Below are 17277 nucleotides of genomic sequence, written 5' to 3' on the forward strand. Positions count from 1 at the left end.
TCAAGGGTGTTGCGCCGCAAACAGGCGGTTCTGTCATTCATGTGACATCTTTTGCGCAGAGTTCTGACAACACCCGCAGCCGACGCTTGGGTTCACTGACGAACGGGTTGCGTTCGTCCCAGGCATAACCGGCGAGAATCGCGCTGATCATGCGGCGGATGTCCGGCGAGCTGCCTGGATGGTAGATCACATCCTGGAAGGTCCCGGCGTACCAGCCTTCGACGTAACAACGGAAGGTGTCGACGCCACGCTTGAGCGGTTCGGCGAACTCGGTCTGCCAGTCGACGCTTTCCCCTTGCAGTTGGCGATGCAACACGCCGGCGGCCATGCTCGCCGAACGCATGGCGATGGTCACGCCGGAGGAGAACACCGGGTCGAGGAATTCCGCGGCGTTGCCGAGCAGCGCAAAGCCCGAACCGTGGAGCGTTTTCACGTTGGCCGAGTAGCCGCCGATGGTTCGTGCAGGGGTGTCCCACACGGCATTTTGCAGTACGCCAGCCAGGCTTGGGGTTTCAGCGATGAACCCGCGCAGGCATTCGTCCAGATTCTCCATGCGGCCTTCGAAATGTTCGGCGGCCGCGACCACCCCCACCGAGCAACGGCCGTTGCTGAACGGGATGGTCCAGAACCAGATGTCGCGATGGATGGGATGGGTGGTGATGAGGATTTTTTCCCGCTCGAAGGCCGGGCTGTCGATGTGGTCTTCGATGTGGGTAAACACGGCCTGGCGCACCGGGAAGTTCGACGGCGCTTCAAGGTCCAGCAGGCGCGGCAATACGCGACCGTAGCCGCTGGCATCGAGCACGAAATCGGCTTCGATACGGTACTGGCTGCCGTCTTCGCGCAGCACGTCGAGCTGCGGTTTCGGCAAGTCGAAATCAACACTGACGATGGCTTCGCCGTAACGAACTTCCACGCCTTGCAGCGCGGCCTGATCGGCCAGCAGCTTGTCGAAATCGGCGCGCTGCACCTGAAACGTGGTCGGCTTGCCATGGCTGAACGTGTCACCGAAATCAAAAGCGCTGTACTGCTCACCCCAGGCGAATGCGGCGCCGTTTTTTAACTGGAATCCGGCAGCATTCACGGCATCGAGCATGCCGGCTTCTTCAACGAAATCCAGGCAATGCGACAGCAGGCTTTCGCCGATGGAAAACCGTGGGAAGTGCTGGCGTTCGATCATCAGCACATCGTGACCGTTGCGTTTGAGCAGCGCGGCAGCGATGGCACCCGAAGGCCCCGCGCCGATGACGACGACTTGTCGACGTTGCATTTCAACTGTTGGCACGAGGGCTCCTTGCCGGGGCGGCGATGTTCAAAGGGGGAGTGTGCATGCCGGCCAGTGCCGGCAGTAATGTCGCGATCAGGCCCATCACCATCAGCGCAAAGTACAGCGCGGGGCTGATGAGCTGTAGTTGCAGCAGCAGGTTGAGAAAAACGATCTCACTCAAACCACGAATATTCAGCAGCAGGCTTTCCCGCCATCGGCTGGCGCCTTCAAAGGATGCGCCGGCCCATCCCAGACCCAGCCAGTTGCCCAGCAGTTTGCTGGCAATCGGCAACAGCAGCAGGGCGGCCAGTTGTAGCCAGCTCAGGCTGGTGATGGCGGCGTGTACGTTGATCTGCACGATGCCGAACGTGAGGATCAGCGGAATGGCGATCCAGGTTTGCAAACGGCTCATCCACACCGCCGATACTGGCCACACCAGCGGTACTTTCAGCGCGGCCATGCACAGCAGATAACCGATGCCGAAAATCAGCGCATTGAGCTTGAAGTGCTCGGCGACCACCAGCTGCGCGAAGAAGCAACCGCTGTGCAGCAACGGCTGTCGCAGACCGAGCAAGCGCAGCAGTACCGGCAGACAAGCGCCGGCCAGCGGCAACAGCAAACTGCTCAGGTGCAGGCTGCCCTGAGCGAAGCCGAACAACGTCCAGCACGTCAGGTCGATAAGGATTGCGGTCTGCACCAGTCGCCGGGTGGCATCGGGCGGGTAGTTGATGTGCCGCAGGTACAAATACAACACCGGGATCGCGGTGATGGCGAATACCAGACCCACCGCCAATGAACTGATCCACGGCTGTGCGGGTAGCAACCAGACCGCCGTCGTCAGCCCGCCCGCGAACGGAATGCAAAAACTCGGCAGGGCGATTTTCAGGCTCTGGCGATCCAGCCGCAGGTCGATCACGTCGCTGAGAATGTGCCCCAGCAGCAAGGCGAAGCTCAGGCTGTAGAGATTTTTCAGCCATGCAGGCGAGATCAGTTCAGCGCCGCTGAGCTGCCAACCGGGTTCGATCCAGAAGTACATCAGCAGCGGCAGGCCGAAAGTTGCCAACAGCAACTGGCTGACGATGGGGATCAGACCGAAATGACGACCGACACGGGTGGCCACGGCGAACAACGCGAGGGCCATCAGCCAAAACAGGGCGATCATCATGCTGCCGACTCCGCGACCGGAACGCTGTGGACATGTCGTCCCGCCCACGGCGCCAGGATGAAACTGAAGGCCAGGCCCAGACTCACCGACAGACCAAAATTGCTCACCGCCGGTGTGCTGGACACCGCGAGCAAACCGAACGACAGCCAGGTGGTCAGCGCCGCCAGCAAGGTGCCCAGCAGGCTCACTGCCGCGCCGCCGACCTGTTCGCGCATGAGGATCGCGTAATCGACGCTGATCGCCGTCACCAGCAGCAAGCCAAACAGGCTGAACAGCGTCAGCGGTTGCCCCAGCCAGCCGAGACTGGCCAGGCTGCACAGCGCGGCGAGCAATGGCAGGGCGACGATGCGCAGGGCGCCACCGAGACCGAATGGCAGCATCAACACCAATACGATTAACGCGCAGGAGGCGAGTTTGAGCTCTGCTGCGCTGATCTGTGTTGCCGCGAAAACGCTGTTCAATTCACCGAGACGGTCGACCAGTTCGACGCCTGGCAAGTCCAATGCTTGAACGCGTAACAGGGTTGGGTCGTTCAAGCCTTGCAGGCTGACCATCGCCGCCACGCCACCGTCATCGGTCGGTCCCAGCCACAGTGGGCGATAGGGCTCAGCCAGCGGACCGAGCAGTGCGCCGTCGATGTCTTCGGCGGGCAACGCCTGCAATTTCGTCAACTCTGCGTGCAGCGCTTCTGCCGGTACGCCGACGTCGAGCAGCGGCTGCCAGAACTGCGGCAGTTTGCTCAACGCGTCACGCACTTGCTGCTGATCGCTCGGCTGGCTGACCAGCTGATTCAGCGACAGGTAACCCTGGAGTTTTTCCAGGCCGACCAACTGATCCAGGCGCTCGCTCAACGCGGTCTGACGCTCCAGCAACTCCTGCTGATTCGCGCCGCGCACCAGGAAAAACTGGCTGGTCGGTTGAAATCCGGTGATGCGCGCAATGGTCCGGGCTTCGTCCGTCAATTGCTGTGGTGCGCCGATCCACTGGCGAATATCGTTTTTGCTTTCGAGTTGCAGCAGGCCGCCCACGCAGAAGGTAATCAGCAGTGCCAGCAGTACCGGCGTGTTGAAATGTCTGAGCACTGCCTCACGCAGACTCAGCAAGGATTCACAGACGCGCAGCGGCCATTGCGCCGGACGTATATCCATGCCCTTGAGCAGTGCCGGCAGCAGGCAGACAGCGGACAGATATGCGCCGAGCAAACCGGCGGCGGAGAACACGGCGATTTGGGTCAGGGCCGGGAACGGTGTCCACGCCAGCGCGAGGTAGCCGATGCAACTGGTGATCAGGCTCAACGTCAGGCCCGGCAGCGTCAGCCGCAGCGCTGGCCAGCTGTGCCAGGGTTTCAGGCTCCAGCTTTTCGACAAATAATGCAGCGGATAGTCGACGGCTACGCCGATCAGGCTGGAGCCGAGCACGAGCGTCATCACATGCATATGGCCGAACATCGCCACACAGGCCACCGCGCCAAACAGCATGCCCACCAGTACCGGAACGAACGCGAGCAATACCCGCCAGCGCCGGAAGGCCAGCAACAGCAGGGCCAGAATGCCCAGCGTGGCGCCACCACCGACCCACGTCATCTCGCGGGTGGCTTTCTGCTGACCGCTGGCGGCGTAGAGCAATCCGCTGGCAGCCAGCAGTTGCACGTCAGACTGAGCCGCTTGTTCGCGGCTGTGTTCAAGCAGGCTGGCCACTTGCAGCGGCAGGCTCATGTCAAACGCATTGCCGGTGGTTTTCGCCCGCAGCAGCACCCAGCTTTTGCCGTCGGCATCGGCGATCAACGCGCCGCTGCCGATGTCCAGTTGCACGGCGCCGTGTTGCGGCTGGCTGTTCTGGATGCGTCCGGTCAGGCCCAGCCAGTCATCCTGGCTCGGCACCAGGCTGAACCCGGTGAACGGGTCGAACAGTGCCTGTACCCGCTGCTGGATGAAGGCGTCCGGATGTTCAATCAGTTGCTGGCGATCCGCCTCGGACAGCATCGCCAATCGGCCTTGCAGCAGTTGTGTGCGCAACGCAGGCAAGTCGGCTTGCAGGGTCCACTGGACCTTTTCGAACAAACCGCTGGCCTGCCATTGCTCGCCGAGTTTCTGCGCCATGGCGATGGCTTGCTCACGATCTTTATGGCCGACCAGCATCAGCAATTCGCGGTTCAGCGGTTCTTGCATGCGTTGTTCGGCGCGCAGTTCCAACGCGTCCGGCGCCGTGCCCGGCACCAGTTCCATCAGGTTCGCCGACAGCGGTGCGCCGTCACGCCATTGCCAACCGGCGAGCGCAAGCACCGCCAGCAGCAGGAACAGGAACAGCCATGGCAGCCTGCGTTCACTCGGCAAAGTCATGTTGCTCCGCAGTGCTCAACGGTTGGGCGCTGGTGCTGTCCTGCATGCGCAAAAGCGTGCTGTCGCCTTGGGTTTCCAGCAGCTCGATGGTGCTCACCAATTCGCCACCGGTGATGTTGATCTGGTTGAACACCTGCTTGAGTAACAGCGAACGCGGAATCAACGTCAGCTTCCAGTTCTGCGCATCGCCGCTCATTGAAAGCTCGAAGTCACGCTGCAAACCGCTGCTGTCGCCTTGCAGCACGGCGAGAAACAAGCGGTTCTGCTCGGCGCCTGCACTCTTGCTCGGCAGCATCTGCCAACCACTGGCGTCACGTCGGGCGATGCCTTTGGCGGTGATTCGATAATCCTGTTGCAACGGGGTTCTTAGCAGCCACAGCAGGCCATGGTTTTTCGCGAGGACGAACGTGCCTTTGCTGGTCAGCGGCTGGGGCAGGGCGCGCAGGTGTTTTTCCTGGATGAAGTTGCCGTGGATCACCTCCGGTTTGGCCAGTTGATCGCTGAGCTGTTGCAGATCGAAAGCGTTGGCGAGTGATGAAATGACGAGCAGTACCAGAGCGCCGAGGCATTTGAAGATCGGGTTCATGCGAGCGTCCTTTCGACGGCGTCGGTAAAGACCTTCGGTGAGGCCAGCTGCATTTCGCGGCTGGCCATGTCGACGGCGACCTGCACCGAGCTGGCGCGAGTCAGGCGTTCGCCGGTTTCCAGGTCACTGATCAAGTAGTTGATCTTCAACCGGTTCTCCCACTCCACCAGATTGGCGCGCACGTTCAATTTTTGGCCGAACATCGCGCCGCGCACGTACCGCAGTTGCAAGTCGATCACCGGCCAGGCGTAACCCGACTCGGCCATCGCCGTGTAGTTGTGGCCGATCTTGTCCAGCAGCGCGCAACGGGCGACTTCCAGATACTTGACGTAATGGCCGTGCCAGACCACGTGCATGGTGTCGACGTCAAAGAACGGCACGAGGATTTCCGAATCGGTGTGAAGCACTCCCTTGCTACGCATGCAGCCTCCAGTGTTGCTCGGCAATTCGTTTCAGGCACAGGCGCAATTCACCTTCCAGGGCGCGATCTTCGATGACCGGAGGGAAGTCCTTGGCCAGCTCTTCATGCATGGCGGCCAGGGCTGGCGGCAACGGGCGAGCGTCTTCGGCCTTGCTGCGCAGCCAGACGCCCTGATTGGCGGCGAGCAGGGTCGCGGCGGCGACCTGCTCGGTCAGCTCCAGCACGCGAATCGCATCACGGGCGGCGATGGTGCCCATACTCACTTTGTCCTGGTTGTGGCACTCGGTGGAGCGCGAGAACACGCTGGCCGGCATGGTGTTTTTCAGTGCTTCGGCGGTCCAGGCGCTGGTGCCGATCTGCACGGCTTTAAAGCCGTGGTTGAGCATTGCCCGGTCAGCGCTGGCGCCGGACAAATTGCTCGGCAAACCATGGTTGTAACGTTCGTCCACCAGCAGTGCGAGTTGACGGTCGAGCAGGTCGGCGACGTTGGCCACCAGGTTCTTCAGGCTGTCCATCGCGAATGCGATGTGGCCGCCGTAGAAATGCCCGCCGTGCAGCACGCGCTCGGCTTCGGCATCGATGATCGGATTGTCGTTGGCACTGTTGAGTTCAATTTCGATGAACGAGCGCAGCCAATTCAGGCTGTCGGCCAACACACCGAGGACGTGAGGCGCGCAACGCAGGGAGTAGCGGTCCTGCAGGCGGTGCAGCGGCGCGGTCGGCGCGTCGATCGCCAGATCCTTGCGCAGCCACGCGGCGACTTGCATCTGTCCCGGGTGTGGTTTGGTAGCGAACAGACGTTCGTCGAAGTGTTCCGGGTTGCCCTGCAAGGCCACCACGTTCAGCGCGGTGATGCGCGTGGCCAGTTGCAGCAGATAATCAGCGCGGGCGAAGGCCAGGCAGGCAAGGCCGGTCATCACCGCGGTGCCGTTCATCAATGCCAACGCTTCTTTGGGGCGCAGCACCAACGGTTGCCAGCCGAGTTCGCGGTGGACGTCGGCCGCGTGTCGGCGCTCGCCACGGAACATCACTTCGCGCTCGCCCGACAGGGTCGCGGCGACGTAGGACAGCGGCGTCAGATCACCGCTGGCACCCACCGAACCTTCTTCCGGGATCAGCGGCAGGATGTCGTGTTCGAGGAACGCTTGCAGGCGTTCCAGCAGCTCCACGCGCACTCCCGACACGCCATGACACAGCGACTGCAAGCGCGCCGCGAGCACCGCACGAGTGGCCTGGGCGTCGAGCAGTTTGCCCAGGCCACAACCGTGAAAGGTGTACAGATGACGAGGCAGCGCCTCGACGTGATGCAGCGGCACCGCGACCACGCAAGAATCGCCATAACCGGTGGTCACGCCATAGATCACGCCTTCCTTGTCCAGCAGGGAGTCAAGGAATCGCGCGCCCTTGGCGATACGCTCGCGGTAAGCGGGATCGCCCTGCAACTGCGTCGGCACCTGACGGTTGGCCAGGGCCAGCACGTCTTCGATGCGCAAAGGGAGTTCGCCGAAGGTTACCGGCTCATGCGTTGGCGTCGTCATCGGTCTTCCAGAAAGGGTAAAAGTTGAACCATTGTTGGGGCGTTTCGAGGCAATAGTGACCCAGTCGCTCGGCGTAGCGGGACGCCCACTGATGAATGACCTGTTCACGGTCGCTGCGTTTCCACACCACGGCCTCGGCAAACGGTTCGAGGGTCACGCGATATTCGCCCGACGGTTTCTTCAGACACATCAACAGATTGATCGGGCATTTCAGCAAACCGGCGAGCAACCACGGCCCCTGCGGGAACGCCGCCGGATGGCCGAGAAAATCCACGTTTACACTGCGTCCGCCGTGCAGCGGCACACGGTCGCCGGCAATCGCCAGCCATTCACCGCGCTCAAGGCGCTCATGTAATTGCAGCATGATCACCGGGTCCAGCTCGCTGACCTGGATCAACCGCAGATTGGTTGCACCGGCCTCGCCGAGCAAACGGTTGAACTGCTCGGCGTGTTTGGTGTGGACCAGCACGTTCATCGTGACTTTTTCGCCGATTTCCGCCAGTGCGCGGCAGACCTCGAGATTGCCCAAATGCGCGCCCACCAGCATCTGTCCGCGGCTGCCACGCAGTTGATTGCGCAGCAGTGCCGGGTCGATGATTTCAATCTGGTCGATGCTCAGCTTGCCGTTCCACACGTCGAGCTTGTCGAGCATGGAGTCGGCGAACGCCATGAACTGGCCGAACACGCGCCAATGGGTAGGGCCCAATTCAGGGCGAGCGCTCCAGTCGGCGAGACGTTGCTGGTATTGCCAGGCGCTGTGGCGAGCGCTGCGCCCGAACAGGAAAAAGTACAGGACGATGCCGTACAAAATCGGGCTCAACAGACGCCGCCCCAGGACTTTGGCGCCGAACGCGGTGAGCTTCATCAGCCAGAAACTGCCTCGCTCCTGGCGGTCAGCCCAGTGCTTCTTGTCTACGTCACTGCTCATGCTCGCCACCGTCGCCAAAGGATCACCGGTGCCCGCAGCAACATGCCGAAAAACAGCCGCGTGTGCATGCTGGAGATCAGCACATTGTCGTGAAACAGGCGAAAGTGCGAGATGCCGTCCAGCGGGTAATGAACCCGGGTCGGCAGCCATTGCATCGGCAGGTTGCGCCAGGCCAGGCGCACGAGAATGTCGGAATCGAAGTCCATGCGCTTGCCGATCTTCGCCGAGTCGATCAGCGCCAGGGTGGGCGGCAATGGATAGACGCGAAAGCCGCACATGGAGTCGCGAATCTGCAAGGACAGCGTGTTGATCCACACCATGACGTGTGTCAGGTAGCGGGCGTACAACCGACCTTTGGGCACACTGGCGTCGTATTGCGGGTAACCACAGATAATCGCGTCCGGGTGGGTGCGTGATTGTTCAATGAACAGTGGGACGTCTTGCAGGTCGTGCTGACCGTCGGCGTCCACTTGCAACGCGTGGCTGAAACCCAGGCGTGAAGCTTCGCGTAAGCCAGTCATCACGGCGCCGCCCTTGCCCTGGTTGGTGGCGAGGCGGATCAAGTTGACCATTTCGCGCTGGGCGAGTTGATCGAGGACTCTGGCGCAGGCTTGATCGCTGGCATCGTCCACCAAAATGCACGGCAGACCACTGGCGATCAGCGCGTCGACCACCGTAGTGATTGCGGTTTCGTGGTTGTAGACCGGGATCACGGCGCAGGGGCTATGCATAGTGGTAAGCACTCGAGGCATCGAGTTGATCCCATCGCGAGCAGCACTCACCAAAGTTATGCATTGCTTGCCGCCTCCAACAAAATCCGCCCACTGGAGCAGGTGGCGATCTCGTTGCGATAGGCGAAATACAACTTGCTGCGTTCCGGGTCAAAGCGCAGGTGCAGCTGGATTTCGTCGCCCGGGCGCACCAGTTGCTGGAACTTCAGCACTTCCATGCCGGCGAATTTAGCCGGCAGCTCCATCAATTGGCGGCCGAGGCTCAGCGCCCACTCCACTTGCACCACGCCGGGCAGTACCGGCGTTTGCGGGAAGTGGCCGCTGAAATAAGCGAGGTCCGGCGGGACTGCCAGTTGCAGGCTCCACTCTCCCTCGACTTCGACCTGTTCGAGCACTTCGGGCGCTTTGACGCGGGGCGCCAGCAGCAAGGCCTCGACATCGGCCTGAGGCAGTTTGCCCTGAGCGTTCAGTGGCAATTGCCGCAGCAATCGCCAGCGCCGGGGCAGAGCGAGGGCTTCGCAATGCTGGCTCAGGTGCTGTCGCAGTGTTTGCGTGAGCGTGCGTCGACCCTGATTGCGCAAGGCATGCAGGCCTGATTCGCTCAGCACTAGCAGCGCACCTAGCGAGGCGCGGTTTTCCTGGATCACGCCGAGGCGTGCTTGCGCGACCCAGTCATGGTCCATCAGCGCTTTTTCCAGCATGGGCAGCGAGATGCGTTTCTCTTCCAGTTTGACAATCCGGTCCAGTCGTCCCAGCAGTTCGAAGCGGCCGTTGGCCTCGATCCGTACGGCGTCGGCGGTGTGTTCCAGGTGGCCGGCCGGTAAGTACGCAGATTTGATCAGCAGCGCGCCGTCGCTGTCCTGGCTCAACTCGACGCCAGCAAACGGCTGCCAGAGATCGCTGCCCTGACGCCAGGCGATGCCGCCGGTTTCCGAACTGCCGAAGATTTCCGTCGGCCATTGTTGCAGGCGTTGGTGCAGGCTCTGCGCAGCCTCGGCGGGCAATGCGCCGCCGGAGGAAAACACCCGTCGTACGGCGCTCAAGGCCGGCCAGTCGAGGTTGTCACCCATGCGTTTGAGCAGCGCCGGGCTGGCGACCCAGGCGAAGGCTGGGTGTTCACGGCTGGCGCGCTGTAAGTCTTCGGGGAACGCCAGTTGCTTACGCACGAACGCCCGTCCTGCGCACAAGGGCCACAGCACCCGAAACAACAGACCAAAGATGTGTTGGGTGGCGACGCTGCCGATGATGCACGCCTCGCCCAGATCCGCGCCCCAGAGCTGTTCCAGCGCTTGAACTTCATTGGCCAGTTGGTGCAGGGTTTTGTCGATACGCTTGGGTTCGCCACTGGAACCGGAGGTGCAAAGGCTCAGCTGACAGGTGTCTAAATCCAGCGCGGCACCCGCGAGAGGCGAATGGCGGTAATCGCTCAGGTGCGCGTCATCGGCCAGATCGGTCAGCCACAGATCGACTTCGCTGGACCAGCGCTGGCGCGTCTGCGGTTGTAAATCGGCAGGCAGCAGCACGCTGACACCGGCACGCCAGGCACCGAGCAGGGCAATCGCGAGGTCGGCGGCGTCTTCAAGATGCACGGCGATGCGCTGCACACCTTGGGCTTGCAGGCCGGCCGCCAGGCCCAGGGCCTGTTCGCACAGTTGTGCATGATTCAACGCCGGTTCGACCGTTACGGCACGCTCCGGCTGAGCCTTGAGCAACAACTGCTCAAGCTTTATCCAATTCATGAGTGGCCTCGTACCCGTTGTCGTATCAGCCATTCAATGGCAAACAGCAGGCCCATCAATCCGTAGGAAATCAGGCCGGTGTACAACATCCACCAGCTCAGCGGCGCCCAAAGGGTCAGGGCGGCAGCGAGCAAGCCGTTAAAGATGAAAAACACACACCAGACAATCGTCACCTGGCGCGTATAAATAATGGCCCTGGCCGGCAGGTGCGGTTCACGCAGGCGCGCCAGGCGTTCGACCATCGGCGGGCCGAATTTGAGGCTCAGGCCGAATAGCCCGAGCATGAACGCGCTGATCAGCACCGGGTACCAGCGCAGCAACAGCGGACTGTCGAACAGCGCCAGCAACAGGCAAAAAACTATCGCGATGGTCGCCATCCACAGGCTGCCGGGACGGCGCTTACCGAGCAATGCCCGAGCGAGCCACAGGCTGCCCAACAGCAGGCCGAATTGCCATGGAGCAAAATGTTCCATGCCGAAATACACCGCGAAGGGGTACAACAGGCCCGCGAGCAGCAGGCCAAGGCCGATCAGTCGGCTCATGCGGCGGGTTGAACCAGGCGATAGACCGCCTCGACCACGTCGCTGACAGTACGCACCGATTTGAATTCTTCGGCGGCGATTTTCTTGCCGGTCTGGCGCTTGATGTGATCGATCAGATCGACGGCGTCGATACTGTCGATTTCCAGATCCTGATACAGGTTCGATTCGAGGCTCACGCGTGCCGGGTCCAGCTCGAAGAGTTCGACCAAGGCATCACGCAGGGTGTTGAAAATGTCGTCACGAGTTTGCATGGTCCGGTCTCAAGCTGCCTGCTTTGCAGTGACGAACGCCGCAAGGCTCGCCACGTTAGTGAAGTGATTGCGGGTGTCTTTGGCGTCGGCATCGATTTTGATGCCGTATTTTTTCTGGATCGCCAGACCGAGTTCCAGAGCGTCCACCGAATCCAGACCCAGGCCTTCGCCGAACAGCGCCTGATCGTTGTCGATGTCGTCGGCACTGATGTCTTCGAGGCCGAGGGCATCGATGATCAGTTCTTTGATTTCCAGCACCAGGCTATTCGTGTGCAGATCGCTCATCTTCGGCGAGCTCCTTAATAAAGTAAGTATGCAAATAATCGTTGAGCTTGCGAGAAGCCTGTGGGGGCGGGCCACTCTCGGCGAAAGCCTGTGGGTCTATATCGGCCCCGACGCGCAAGCTGAAGTGCACGCGGCGTTTCGGGATCCGATACCAGGGCTCGGCCTTGGTCAATGTCGTCGGGCTGACCTTGATGATCACCGGGGTCAGGATTTTCGCACCTCGCAGGGCGATTGCCGCGCCCCCCCGATGAAAGGCCGGTGCCTCGCCAGGCTGGGTGCGCGTGCCTTCGGGAAAGATGATCAAGGTCTGACCGCTTTTCAGCGCGTCGGCAGCCGCGTCGAGCATGTCCATGCTGCCGTCGTTGCTGATGTATTCGGTACGGCGCAGCGGGGCGCGGGTAAAGGGGTTTTCCCAGAGGCTTTGTTTGACGACGCAGTTGGCGTGTCGTACCAGGCCAATCAGAAACACGACATCGATCAGCGACGGGTGATTGGCGAGAATCATTTGCCCGGGGCGACCGAGCTTTTCCGCGCCCTGGATGTCGTAGGTCAGAACGCCCGCGCGGGCCATGAACCGGATAAAAAGCCAGAAGCAGCGGCTGACGGTTTGTCGCGCGCGTAGGCGGTGGGTCTGGGCATCACCGGGCAGCCAATTGAGCAACGGGAAAACCACCAGCCGCAGGCACAGGCCACCCAACCCGAAGAGGGTGAAGCTTGCTGCAGTGGCCAGCAGACGCCAGTAATAAGCGTCGCGGTTTTTTTCGGTTACCGGGTGCGATGCCAGGTCCATACACGATTCTTCCAGGCATGTTGGCAGGTGGTTTGCTGGCCGAGCAGGATACGCAACAGATTCAGGGCATGGGGCCAGTGGGCGTTGGACAACCTTTGCGTCGTACTGTTCAGGGACAGCTGCCAGTCGGTACCGGGGGTCAGCAACAGAGCGACGGCATAGGGAAACGGCACATCGTCGATCCAGGTTTCGTAGGCGTTGGGCGGCTGTTCTTCGGTGACAATCAGCAGGACGGCAGGTGCGCCTTCGTCCAGCATCGCCGCGGCCTCTAGCATGCCGTGTTCAAGCCCGTCGCCGGCTGCGGCGAGGGCCGTCATTTCGCTGGTTTCGCCACGCATGATCGACCAAAGGCCAATGACGGCATTGTGGACGGACAGGCTGAAGTGAGTTGGCGACAACGGTTGGTCGGCTGCCAGATCGCTGAGGATTTCGAACGTGCGCGGGGTTTCGCCATGGCGGGAAATAAAGACCAACGGTAGGTCAAGGCGGCCATCGGCCAAGGGCCAGCCGACACTGAATGCCATTCGCGCCAAACGGCTGAGTCGTCGGCGCTGCATGGCGGGCAGAAACGACACATCAGGGGCGGCATCGCTGCTCGCAAGCACGACCGGCTGTCGGCTCCATGCCTGCCAATCGTCCACGCTTTCGAGCCCGGGAGCCCACGCGCGCCATTGGGCGATGTTGAAGTTGATCACAGACATACATCCCGCCCCAACGGGGCTTCTTTGACGCGGTGAATCGCACAGACAGCGACAGACCTTACGTGACGCGTACCGCCGAGTGGCGCGCATTATCCCGGTGCTACGGGTGCGTAGCAAATGCTGGTTACATTTTGCGCAATCAAATGTACCGTCCGGTTCGGCAAAAAGTATCGATTAGCCATTATCCACAGTGTGAAGTTCATGGCTGTCGGCATTTGCCCGGATCAATGGACGTTATTACTGTTTTTTCATAAGGAGATTGGAACTGACCGTGTAGTCCTGTTCCGCCGAGGTAGCTAAGCGATGCTCTGGAACACTACACTCGGTCATTCTTTGAAACACGGAGAGGTTTTGACATGCGGCGCGTGGTGTTTAATCAAAAAGGTGGCGTGGGCAAATCCAGTATTGCCTGCAATCTGGCGGCGGTCAGCGCCAGCGAGGGCTATCGCACCCTATTGGTGGATCTCGATGCCCAGGCCAACTCCACTCAATACCTGACAGGCCTCACCGGCAGTGACATTCCGATGGGCATCGCCGACTTCTTCAAGCAAACCCTGTCCTCCGGACCGTTTTCGAAGAAAAACCAGGTCGACATCTACGAAACGCCCTTCGACAACCTGCACGTGGTCACCGCCACCGCCGAGCTGGCCGATTTGCAGCCCAAGCTTGAGGCCAAACACAAGATCAACAAGCTGCGTAAGTTGCTTGAGGAGCTGGGGGAAGATTACGACCGGATCTACCTGGATACACCGCCCGCGCTGAATTTCTATGCGGTTTCGGCGTTGATTGCCGCGGATCGTGTGCTGATCCCTTTCGACTGCGACAGCTTCTCGCGTCAGGCGTTGTATGGCTTGCTGGCGGAAATCGAAGAACTCAAGGAAGACCACAACGAAGGCCTGGAAGTCGAAGGTATCGTGGTCAACCAGTTCCAGGCCCGCGCGAGCCTGCCCCAGCAAATCCTCGACGAGTTGATTGCCGAAGGTTTGCCGGTATTGCCGGTGTACCTGGCCAGTTCAGTGCGTATGCGCGAATCCCACCAGGCCAACACACCACTGATCCACCTCGACCCACGTCACAAGCTGACCCAGCAATTCGTCGAGCTGCACAAACTGCTGGAAAGTGCCTGATCCCGGCTAACACCACCAATCAAATGTGGGAGCGGTGGTGGATTTAGATCCCCTGGCTACGTAACCAACTCATCAACTGCGGTAACGGGAAAGCCCCGCTCTGGCGCGCCACTTCCCGGCCGTTCCTGAACAGAATCAAACTCGGTATCGAGCGAATCCCCAACTGCGCCGACAACTGCGGGTTCGCCTCGCTGTCCAGTTTCGCCAACCGGCACTTGCCCGCCAACTGACCGGCCGCCTGCTCGAACACCGGCGCAAACGACTTGCACGGCCCACACCAATCCGCCCACACATCCACCAGCAACGGCAGATCGCCTTTGATCTGGCTGGCGTAATCGCCTTGCTTCAATTCGAACGACTTGCTCAGCAAGACCTCAGCCTTGCAGCGACCGCATTTTGGGTGGTCGTTGAGACGCTCGGCGGGGATGCGGTTGAGGCCGTTGCAGTGGGGGCAGGGGATGAGGAGGGGGTCGGTCATGAGGGAGGTCCTGATAAGAAGCCGAATACATCTATTTGGAGACGTTTTCTCATATTTTCAATCGTGCAGCGTCCGGCGATAAAACTAGGCTGAGTCGTACCGAACGATACCGTTGGTCTGCTCAGATTATCGCAACTTGCGATATCTGTGGTCTGTGATTAACTCCCCATAGCAGAATGCGATAAGGATGTTGCATGCATGTCATCACCGAAAAACGGATACGTGAAGCCAAGGCCAAATGGCCGAATACGGCCACCGCATTGGATTATTGGTATCAACTGGCCAAAGGAAGTCGGCCATCGGATTTTGCGGCGATGAAGGCCATATTTCCTGCTGTCGACAAGGTGGGGGAGCTTCACGTTTTCGATATCGGTGGCAACAAATTGCGGCTGATCGCTTTGTCAGGTATCGATCGCAAAAGCTTTATATCAAGCATGTGCTGGATCACCGCGAATATGATCGCGGAAAATGGAAGGAGGAAAGAGCATGAGTGTTCTGATCAAAAGAGCGGCCGAGCATTGGGAGTTTGTTTCGCCGGTGCTGCGCAAACCAAAAAACGAAGACGACTATGACATGTTGGCGCGGGCGCTAGACGAGTTGCTCGAGATGGCCGGTGGTGATGAGTCCCATCCGCTGATGAGTCTTGTAGACATCATCGGTGACTGGATTGAAGAATGGGATCACAAACATCACCCAATGCCCAAGCCCAGTGGTGTCGAGGTACTCGGCTACTTGATGCGCGAGCACGGTTTGAGTCAACGCGACCTGCCTGGTGTCGGCGCGCAGTCTGTTGTATCCGAGATCCTGAGCGGCAAGCGTCAGCTCAACCTGCGGCAAGTCCGCTGGTTGGCCGAGCGCTTCGGTGTGTCAGTGGAGACCTTTATCTAGCCGACATCACGACGAACAACTGATCTCCAAATGCTTCCCCCACTCCGGCGGCCGCTCAGCATAACTGTCCATCCCCGGCTGTTCCTCAAACGGATTGCTCAGCACCGTGTGCAACCGACGAACCTCTGAATAGTCGCCGCTCTCCGCCGCATCGATAGCCTTTTGCGCCAGGTAATTACGCAGGATGTATAACGGATTGACCGCGTGCATTCGTGTTCGGCGCTGTTCCTGATCAACCACACCCTCGCGGGCCACCCGGGCGACGTAAAGCTCGCCCCAGGCATCGAAGCCTTTGATGTCGACGAAGTCATCGCGCAAACGGGCGACGGCCCGTTCAGGTGACTCATCCCCAAGTCTGCGGAAGAACAGGCTGTAATCGACGCCACTGTTCTGCATCAGTTGCAGCAGCTGTTCCAGCAGTTTCTGGTCATCGTCTTCCGCGGTGGTGAAACCGAGGCGACGGCGCATCAGGTCGAGGTAATGGGCCTGGTACAGCGGCAGGTACAGCCCGAGGGTTTCGCGCAGGGCTTCGACGCTGATGAACGGCGTCAGGGCCTGGGCGAGGGCGCTGAGGTTCCACTGGCCGATCGGTACCTGGTTGCTGAAGGAGTACCGGCCCTGATCGTCGGAGTGGTTGCAGATGAAGTGGGCGTCGAAATCATCGAGGAAGGCGAACGGGCCGAAGTCGAAGGTGATGCCGAGGATCGACATGTTGTCGGAGTTCATCACCCCGTGGCAGAAGCCATACGCCTGCCACTTGGCGATCAGCTCGGCGTTGCGCTCGACAATTTCACGGAACATCGCCAGATACGGCTCCGGTTGTTCCAGGCATTCGGGGAAATGCATGGCCAGCACGTGTTCGCCGAGCTCTTTCTGCTTCTCGGGACGTTTGGTGTAGTAGAAATATTCGAAATGCCCGAAGCGCACATGGCTGGGTGCCAGTCGCAGGACCATTGCCGCGCGTTCCTGCTTTTCGCGCCAGACCGGCGTGTCGGAGCCGATCACGCACAGCGCGCGGGTGGTCGGGATGTTCAGCGCGTGCAGCGCCTCAGAGGCGAGAAATTCGCTGATCGAGGAGCGCAAGACCGCGCGGCCATCGCCCATGCGTGAAAAAGGCGTCTGCCCGGCACCCTTGAGGTGCAAGTCCCAGTGTTCACCGGCCTCGTTGTAGACCTCGCCCAGCAACAAACCGCGACCGTCGCCCAGCTGTGGGTTGTAGGAGCCGAACTGATGTCCGGAATAGACCATCGCCCGTGGCACTGCGTCGGCCCAGAGCTTGTGGCCGCTGAACAGCTCGGCGAACTCCGGGGTTTCGGCTACGGCCGGGTCGAGATCCAGCAGCGCCATGGCCGCAGGGCTGGCCACCACCAGGCGCGGGTTATCGATGGGCTCGGGCAGCACATGGGCGGAAAACGTATCGCCCAGGCGGGCAAAACGATTATCGAAGGTCAGTTCGTCGAGGGCTTTCAACGGCCATCTCCAGCAGAATGTCCGAGCATTC

18 protein-coding genes and 1 pseudogene are annotated in these 17277 nt (G+C 60.6%); 3 read left to right on the forward strand and 16 right to left on the reverse strand.

All coding sequences use genetic code 11. From position 1 onward, the window contains the following. Window positions 1–37 precede the first annotated feature (37 nt). Genes ACA048_RS02160 through ACA048_RS02225 form a run of 14 tightly spaced genes read right to left on the reverse strand, consistent with a single transcriptional unit; the run spans window position 38 to window position 13283 of the window. A complete protein-coding gene (locus ACA048_RS02160; protein WP_497627750.1) occupies window positions 38–1285 on the reverse strand; it encodes an NAD(P)/FAD-dependent oxidoreductase in 1248 nt (415 codons plus the stop codon). Next, a complete protein-coding gene (locus ACA048_RS02165; protein WP_497627751.1) occupies window positions 1272–2432 on the reverse strand; it encodes a sodium:proton antiporter in 1161 nt (386 codons plus the stop codon). The genes ACA048_RS02160 and ACA048_RS02165 overlap by 14 nt, the downstream gene beginning before the upstream one ends. Next, window positions 2429–4771: an MMPL family transporter gene (locus ACA048_RS02170; protein ID WP_497627752.1), complete on the reverse strand. Its 2343-nt coding sequence runs from the start codon at window positions 4769–4771 to the stop codon at window positions 2429–2431. Before ACA048_RS02170 ends, ACA048_RS02165 begins: the two co-directional genes overlap by 4 nt. After that, window positions 4755–5357: an outer membrane lipoprotein carrier protein LolA gene (locus tag ACA048_RS02175; RefSeq protein WP_497627753.1), complete on the reverse strand. Its 603-nt coding sequence runs from the start codon at window positions 5355–5357 to the stop codon at window positions 4755–4757. Before ACA048_RS02175 ends, ACA048_RS02170 begins: the two co-directional genes overlap by 17 nt. Beyond that, the gene (locus ACA048_RS02180; protein ID WP_497627754.1) at window positions 5354–5779 is read right to left on the reverse strand and encodes an acyl-CoA thioesterase; all 426 of its coding nucleotides are present in this window, start codon (window positions 5777–5779) and stop codon (window positions 5354–5356) included. Before ACA048_RS02180 ends, ACA048_RS02175 begins: the two co-directional genes overlap by 4 nt. Beyond that, entirely contained in the window at window positions 5772–7316 is a 1545-nt protein-coding gene (locus ACA048_RS02185) for an HAL/PAL/TAL family ammonia-lyase (RefSeq protein ID WP_497627755.1), read from the reverse strand. The genes ACA048_RS02180 and ACA048_RS02185 overlap by 8 nt, the downstream gene beginning before the upstream one ends. After that, window positions 7297–8244, reverse strand: a complete 948-nt coding sequence (locus ACA048_RS02190) for a lysophospholipid acyltransferase family protein (protein WP_497627756.1) — start codon at window positions 8242–8244, stop codon at window positions 7297–7299. Before ACA048_RS02190 ends, ACA048_RS02185 begins: the two co-directional genes overlap by 20 nt. Further along, window positions 8241–8975 carry a glycosyltransferase family 2 protein gene (locus ACA048_RS02195; protein ID WP_497627757.1) on the reverse strand — a complete coding sequence of 245 codons (735 nt, stop codon included), beginning with the start codon at window positions 8973–8975 and terminating at the stop codon, window positions 8241–8243. The genes ACA048_RS02190 and ACA048_RS02195 overlap by 4 nt, the downstream gene beginning before the upstream one ends. Window positions 8976–9031: 56 nt before the next feature. Continuing rightward, the gene (locus ACA048_RS02200; protein ID WP_497627758.1) at window positions 9032–10714 is read right to left on the reverse strand and encodes an ApeI family dehydratase; all 1683 of its coding nucleotides are present in this window, start codon (window positions 10712–10714) and stop codon (window positions 9032–9034) included. Then, complete coding sequence (locus ACA048_RS02205) at window positions 10711–11256, reverse strand: COG4648 family protein (RefSeq protein ID WP_497627759.1); 546 nt, start codon at window positions 11254–11256, stop codon at window positions 10711–10713. The genes ACA048_RS02200 and ACA048_RS02205 overlap by 4 nt, the downstream gene beginning before the upstream one ends. Beyond that, window positions 11253–11507, reverse strand: a complete 255-nt coding sequence (locus tag ACA048_RS02210) for an acyl carrier protein (protein ID WP_007947135.1) — start codon at window positions 11505–11507, stop codon at window positions 11253–11255. Before ACA048_RS02210 ends, ACA048_RS02205 begins: the two co-directional genes overlap by 4 nt. Before the next feature lie 9 nt (window positions 11508–11516). Continuing rightward, window positions 11517–11792: a phosphopantetheine-binding protein gene (locus tag ACA048_RS02215; protein ID WP_007947134.1), complete on the reverse strand. Its 276-nt coding sequence runs from the start codon at window positions 11790–11792 to the stop codon at window positions 11517–11519. Continuing rightward, complete coding sequence (locus ACA048_RS02220; RefSeq protein WP_497627760.1) at window positions 11770–12582, reverse strand: lysophospholipid acyltransferase family protein; 813 nt, start codon at window positions 12580–12582, stop codon at window positions 11770–11772. Before ACA048_RS02220 ends, ACA048_RS02215 begins: the two co-directional genes overlap by 23 nt. Beyond that, the gene (locus tag ACA048_RS02225) at window positions 12558–13283 is read right to left on the reverse strand and encodes a beta-ketoacyl synthase chain length factor (protein WP_497627761.1); all 726 of its coding nucleotides are present in this window, start codon (window positions 13281–13283) and stop codon (window positions 12558–12560) included. Before ACA048_RS02225 ends, ACA048_RS02220 begins: the two co-directional genes overlap by 25 nt. Window positions 13284–13639: 356 nt before the next feature. On the opposite strand from ACA048_RS02225, the gene ACA048_RS02230 reads away from it, so the two are divergent. Then, window positions 13640–14410, forward strand: coding sequence for a ParA family protein (locus ACA048_RS02230; protein ID WP_223520015.1), 771 nt, complete (start codon window positions 13640–13642; stop codon window positions 14408–14410). A 43-nt stretch (window positions 14411–14453) separates the two neighbouring features. Here ACA048_RS02230 and trxC read toward each other — a convergent pair whose 3' ends face one another. Next, the gene (gene trxC / locus ACA048_RS02235; RefSeq protein ID WP_497627762.1) at window positions 14454–14888 is read right to left on the reverse strand and encodes a thioredoxin TrxC; all 435 of its coding nucleotides are present in this window, start codon (window positions 14886–14888) and stop codon (window positions 14454–14456) included. A gap of 194 nt (window positions 14889–15082) precedes the next feature. Between trxC and ACA048_RS02240 the strand changes: the two are divergent. Further along, window positions 15083–15378, forward strand: a pseudogene (locus tag ACA048_RS02240) (type II toxin-antitoxin system HigB family toxin). Continuing rightward, window positions 15375–15776: a helix-turn-helix domain-containing protein gene (locus ACA048_RS02245; RefSeq protein WP_497627763.1), complete on the forward strand. Its 402-nt coding sequence runs from the start codon at window positions 15375–15377 to the stop codon at window positions 15774–15776. The pseudogene ACA048_RS02240 and the gene ACA048_RS02245 overlap by 4 nt, the downstream one beginning before the upstream one ends. 6 nt (window positions 15777–15782) lie before the next feature. Here ACA048_RS02245 and selO read toward each other — a convergent pair whose 3' ends face one another. Then, on the reverse strand, window positions 15783–17246 hold the full coding sequence (gene selO / locus ACA048_RS02250; RefSeq protein ID WP_497627764.1) for a protein adenylyltransferase SelO: 1464 nt from the start codon (window positions 17244–17246) through the stop codon (window positions 15783–15785). Window positions 17247–17277 lie beyond the last annotated feature (31 nt).

The sequence above is a fragment of the Pseudomonas sp. LBUM1659 genome, from assembly GCF_059716045.1.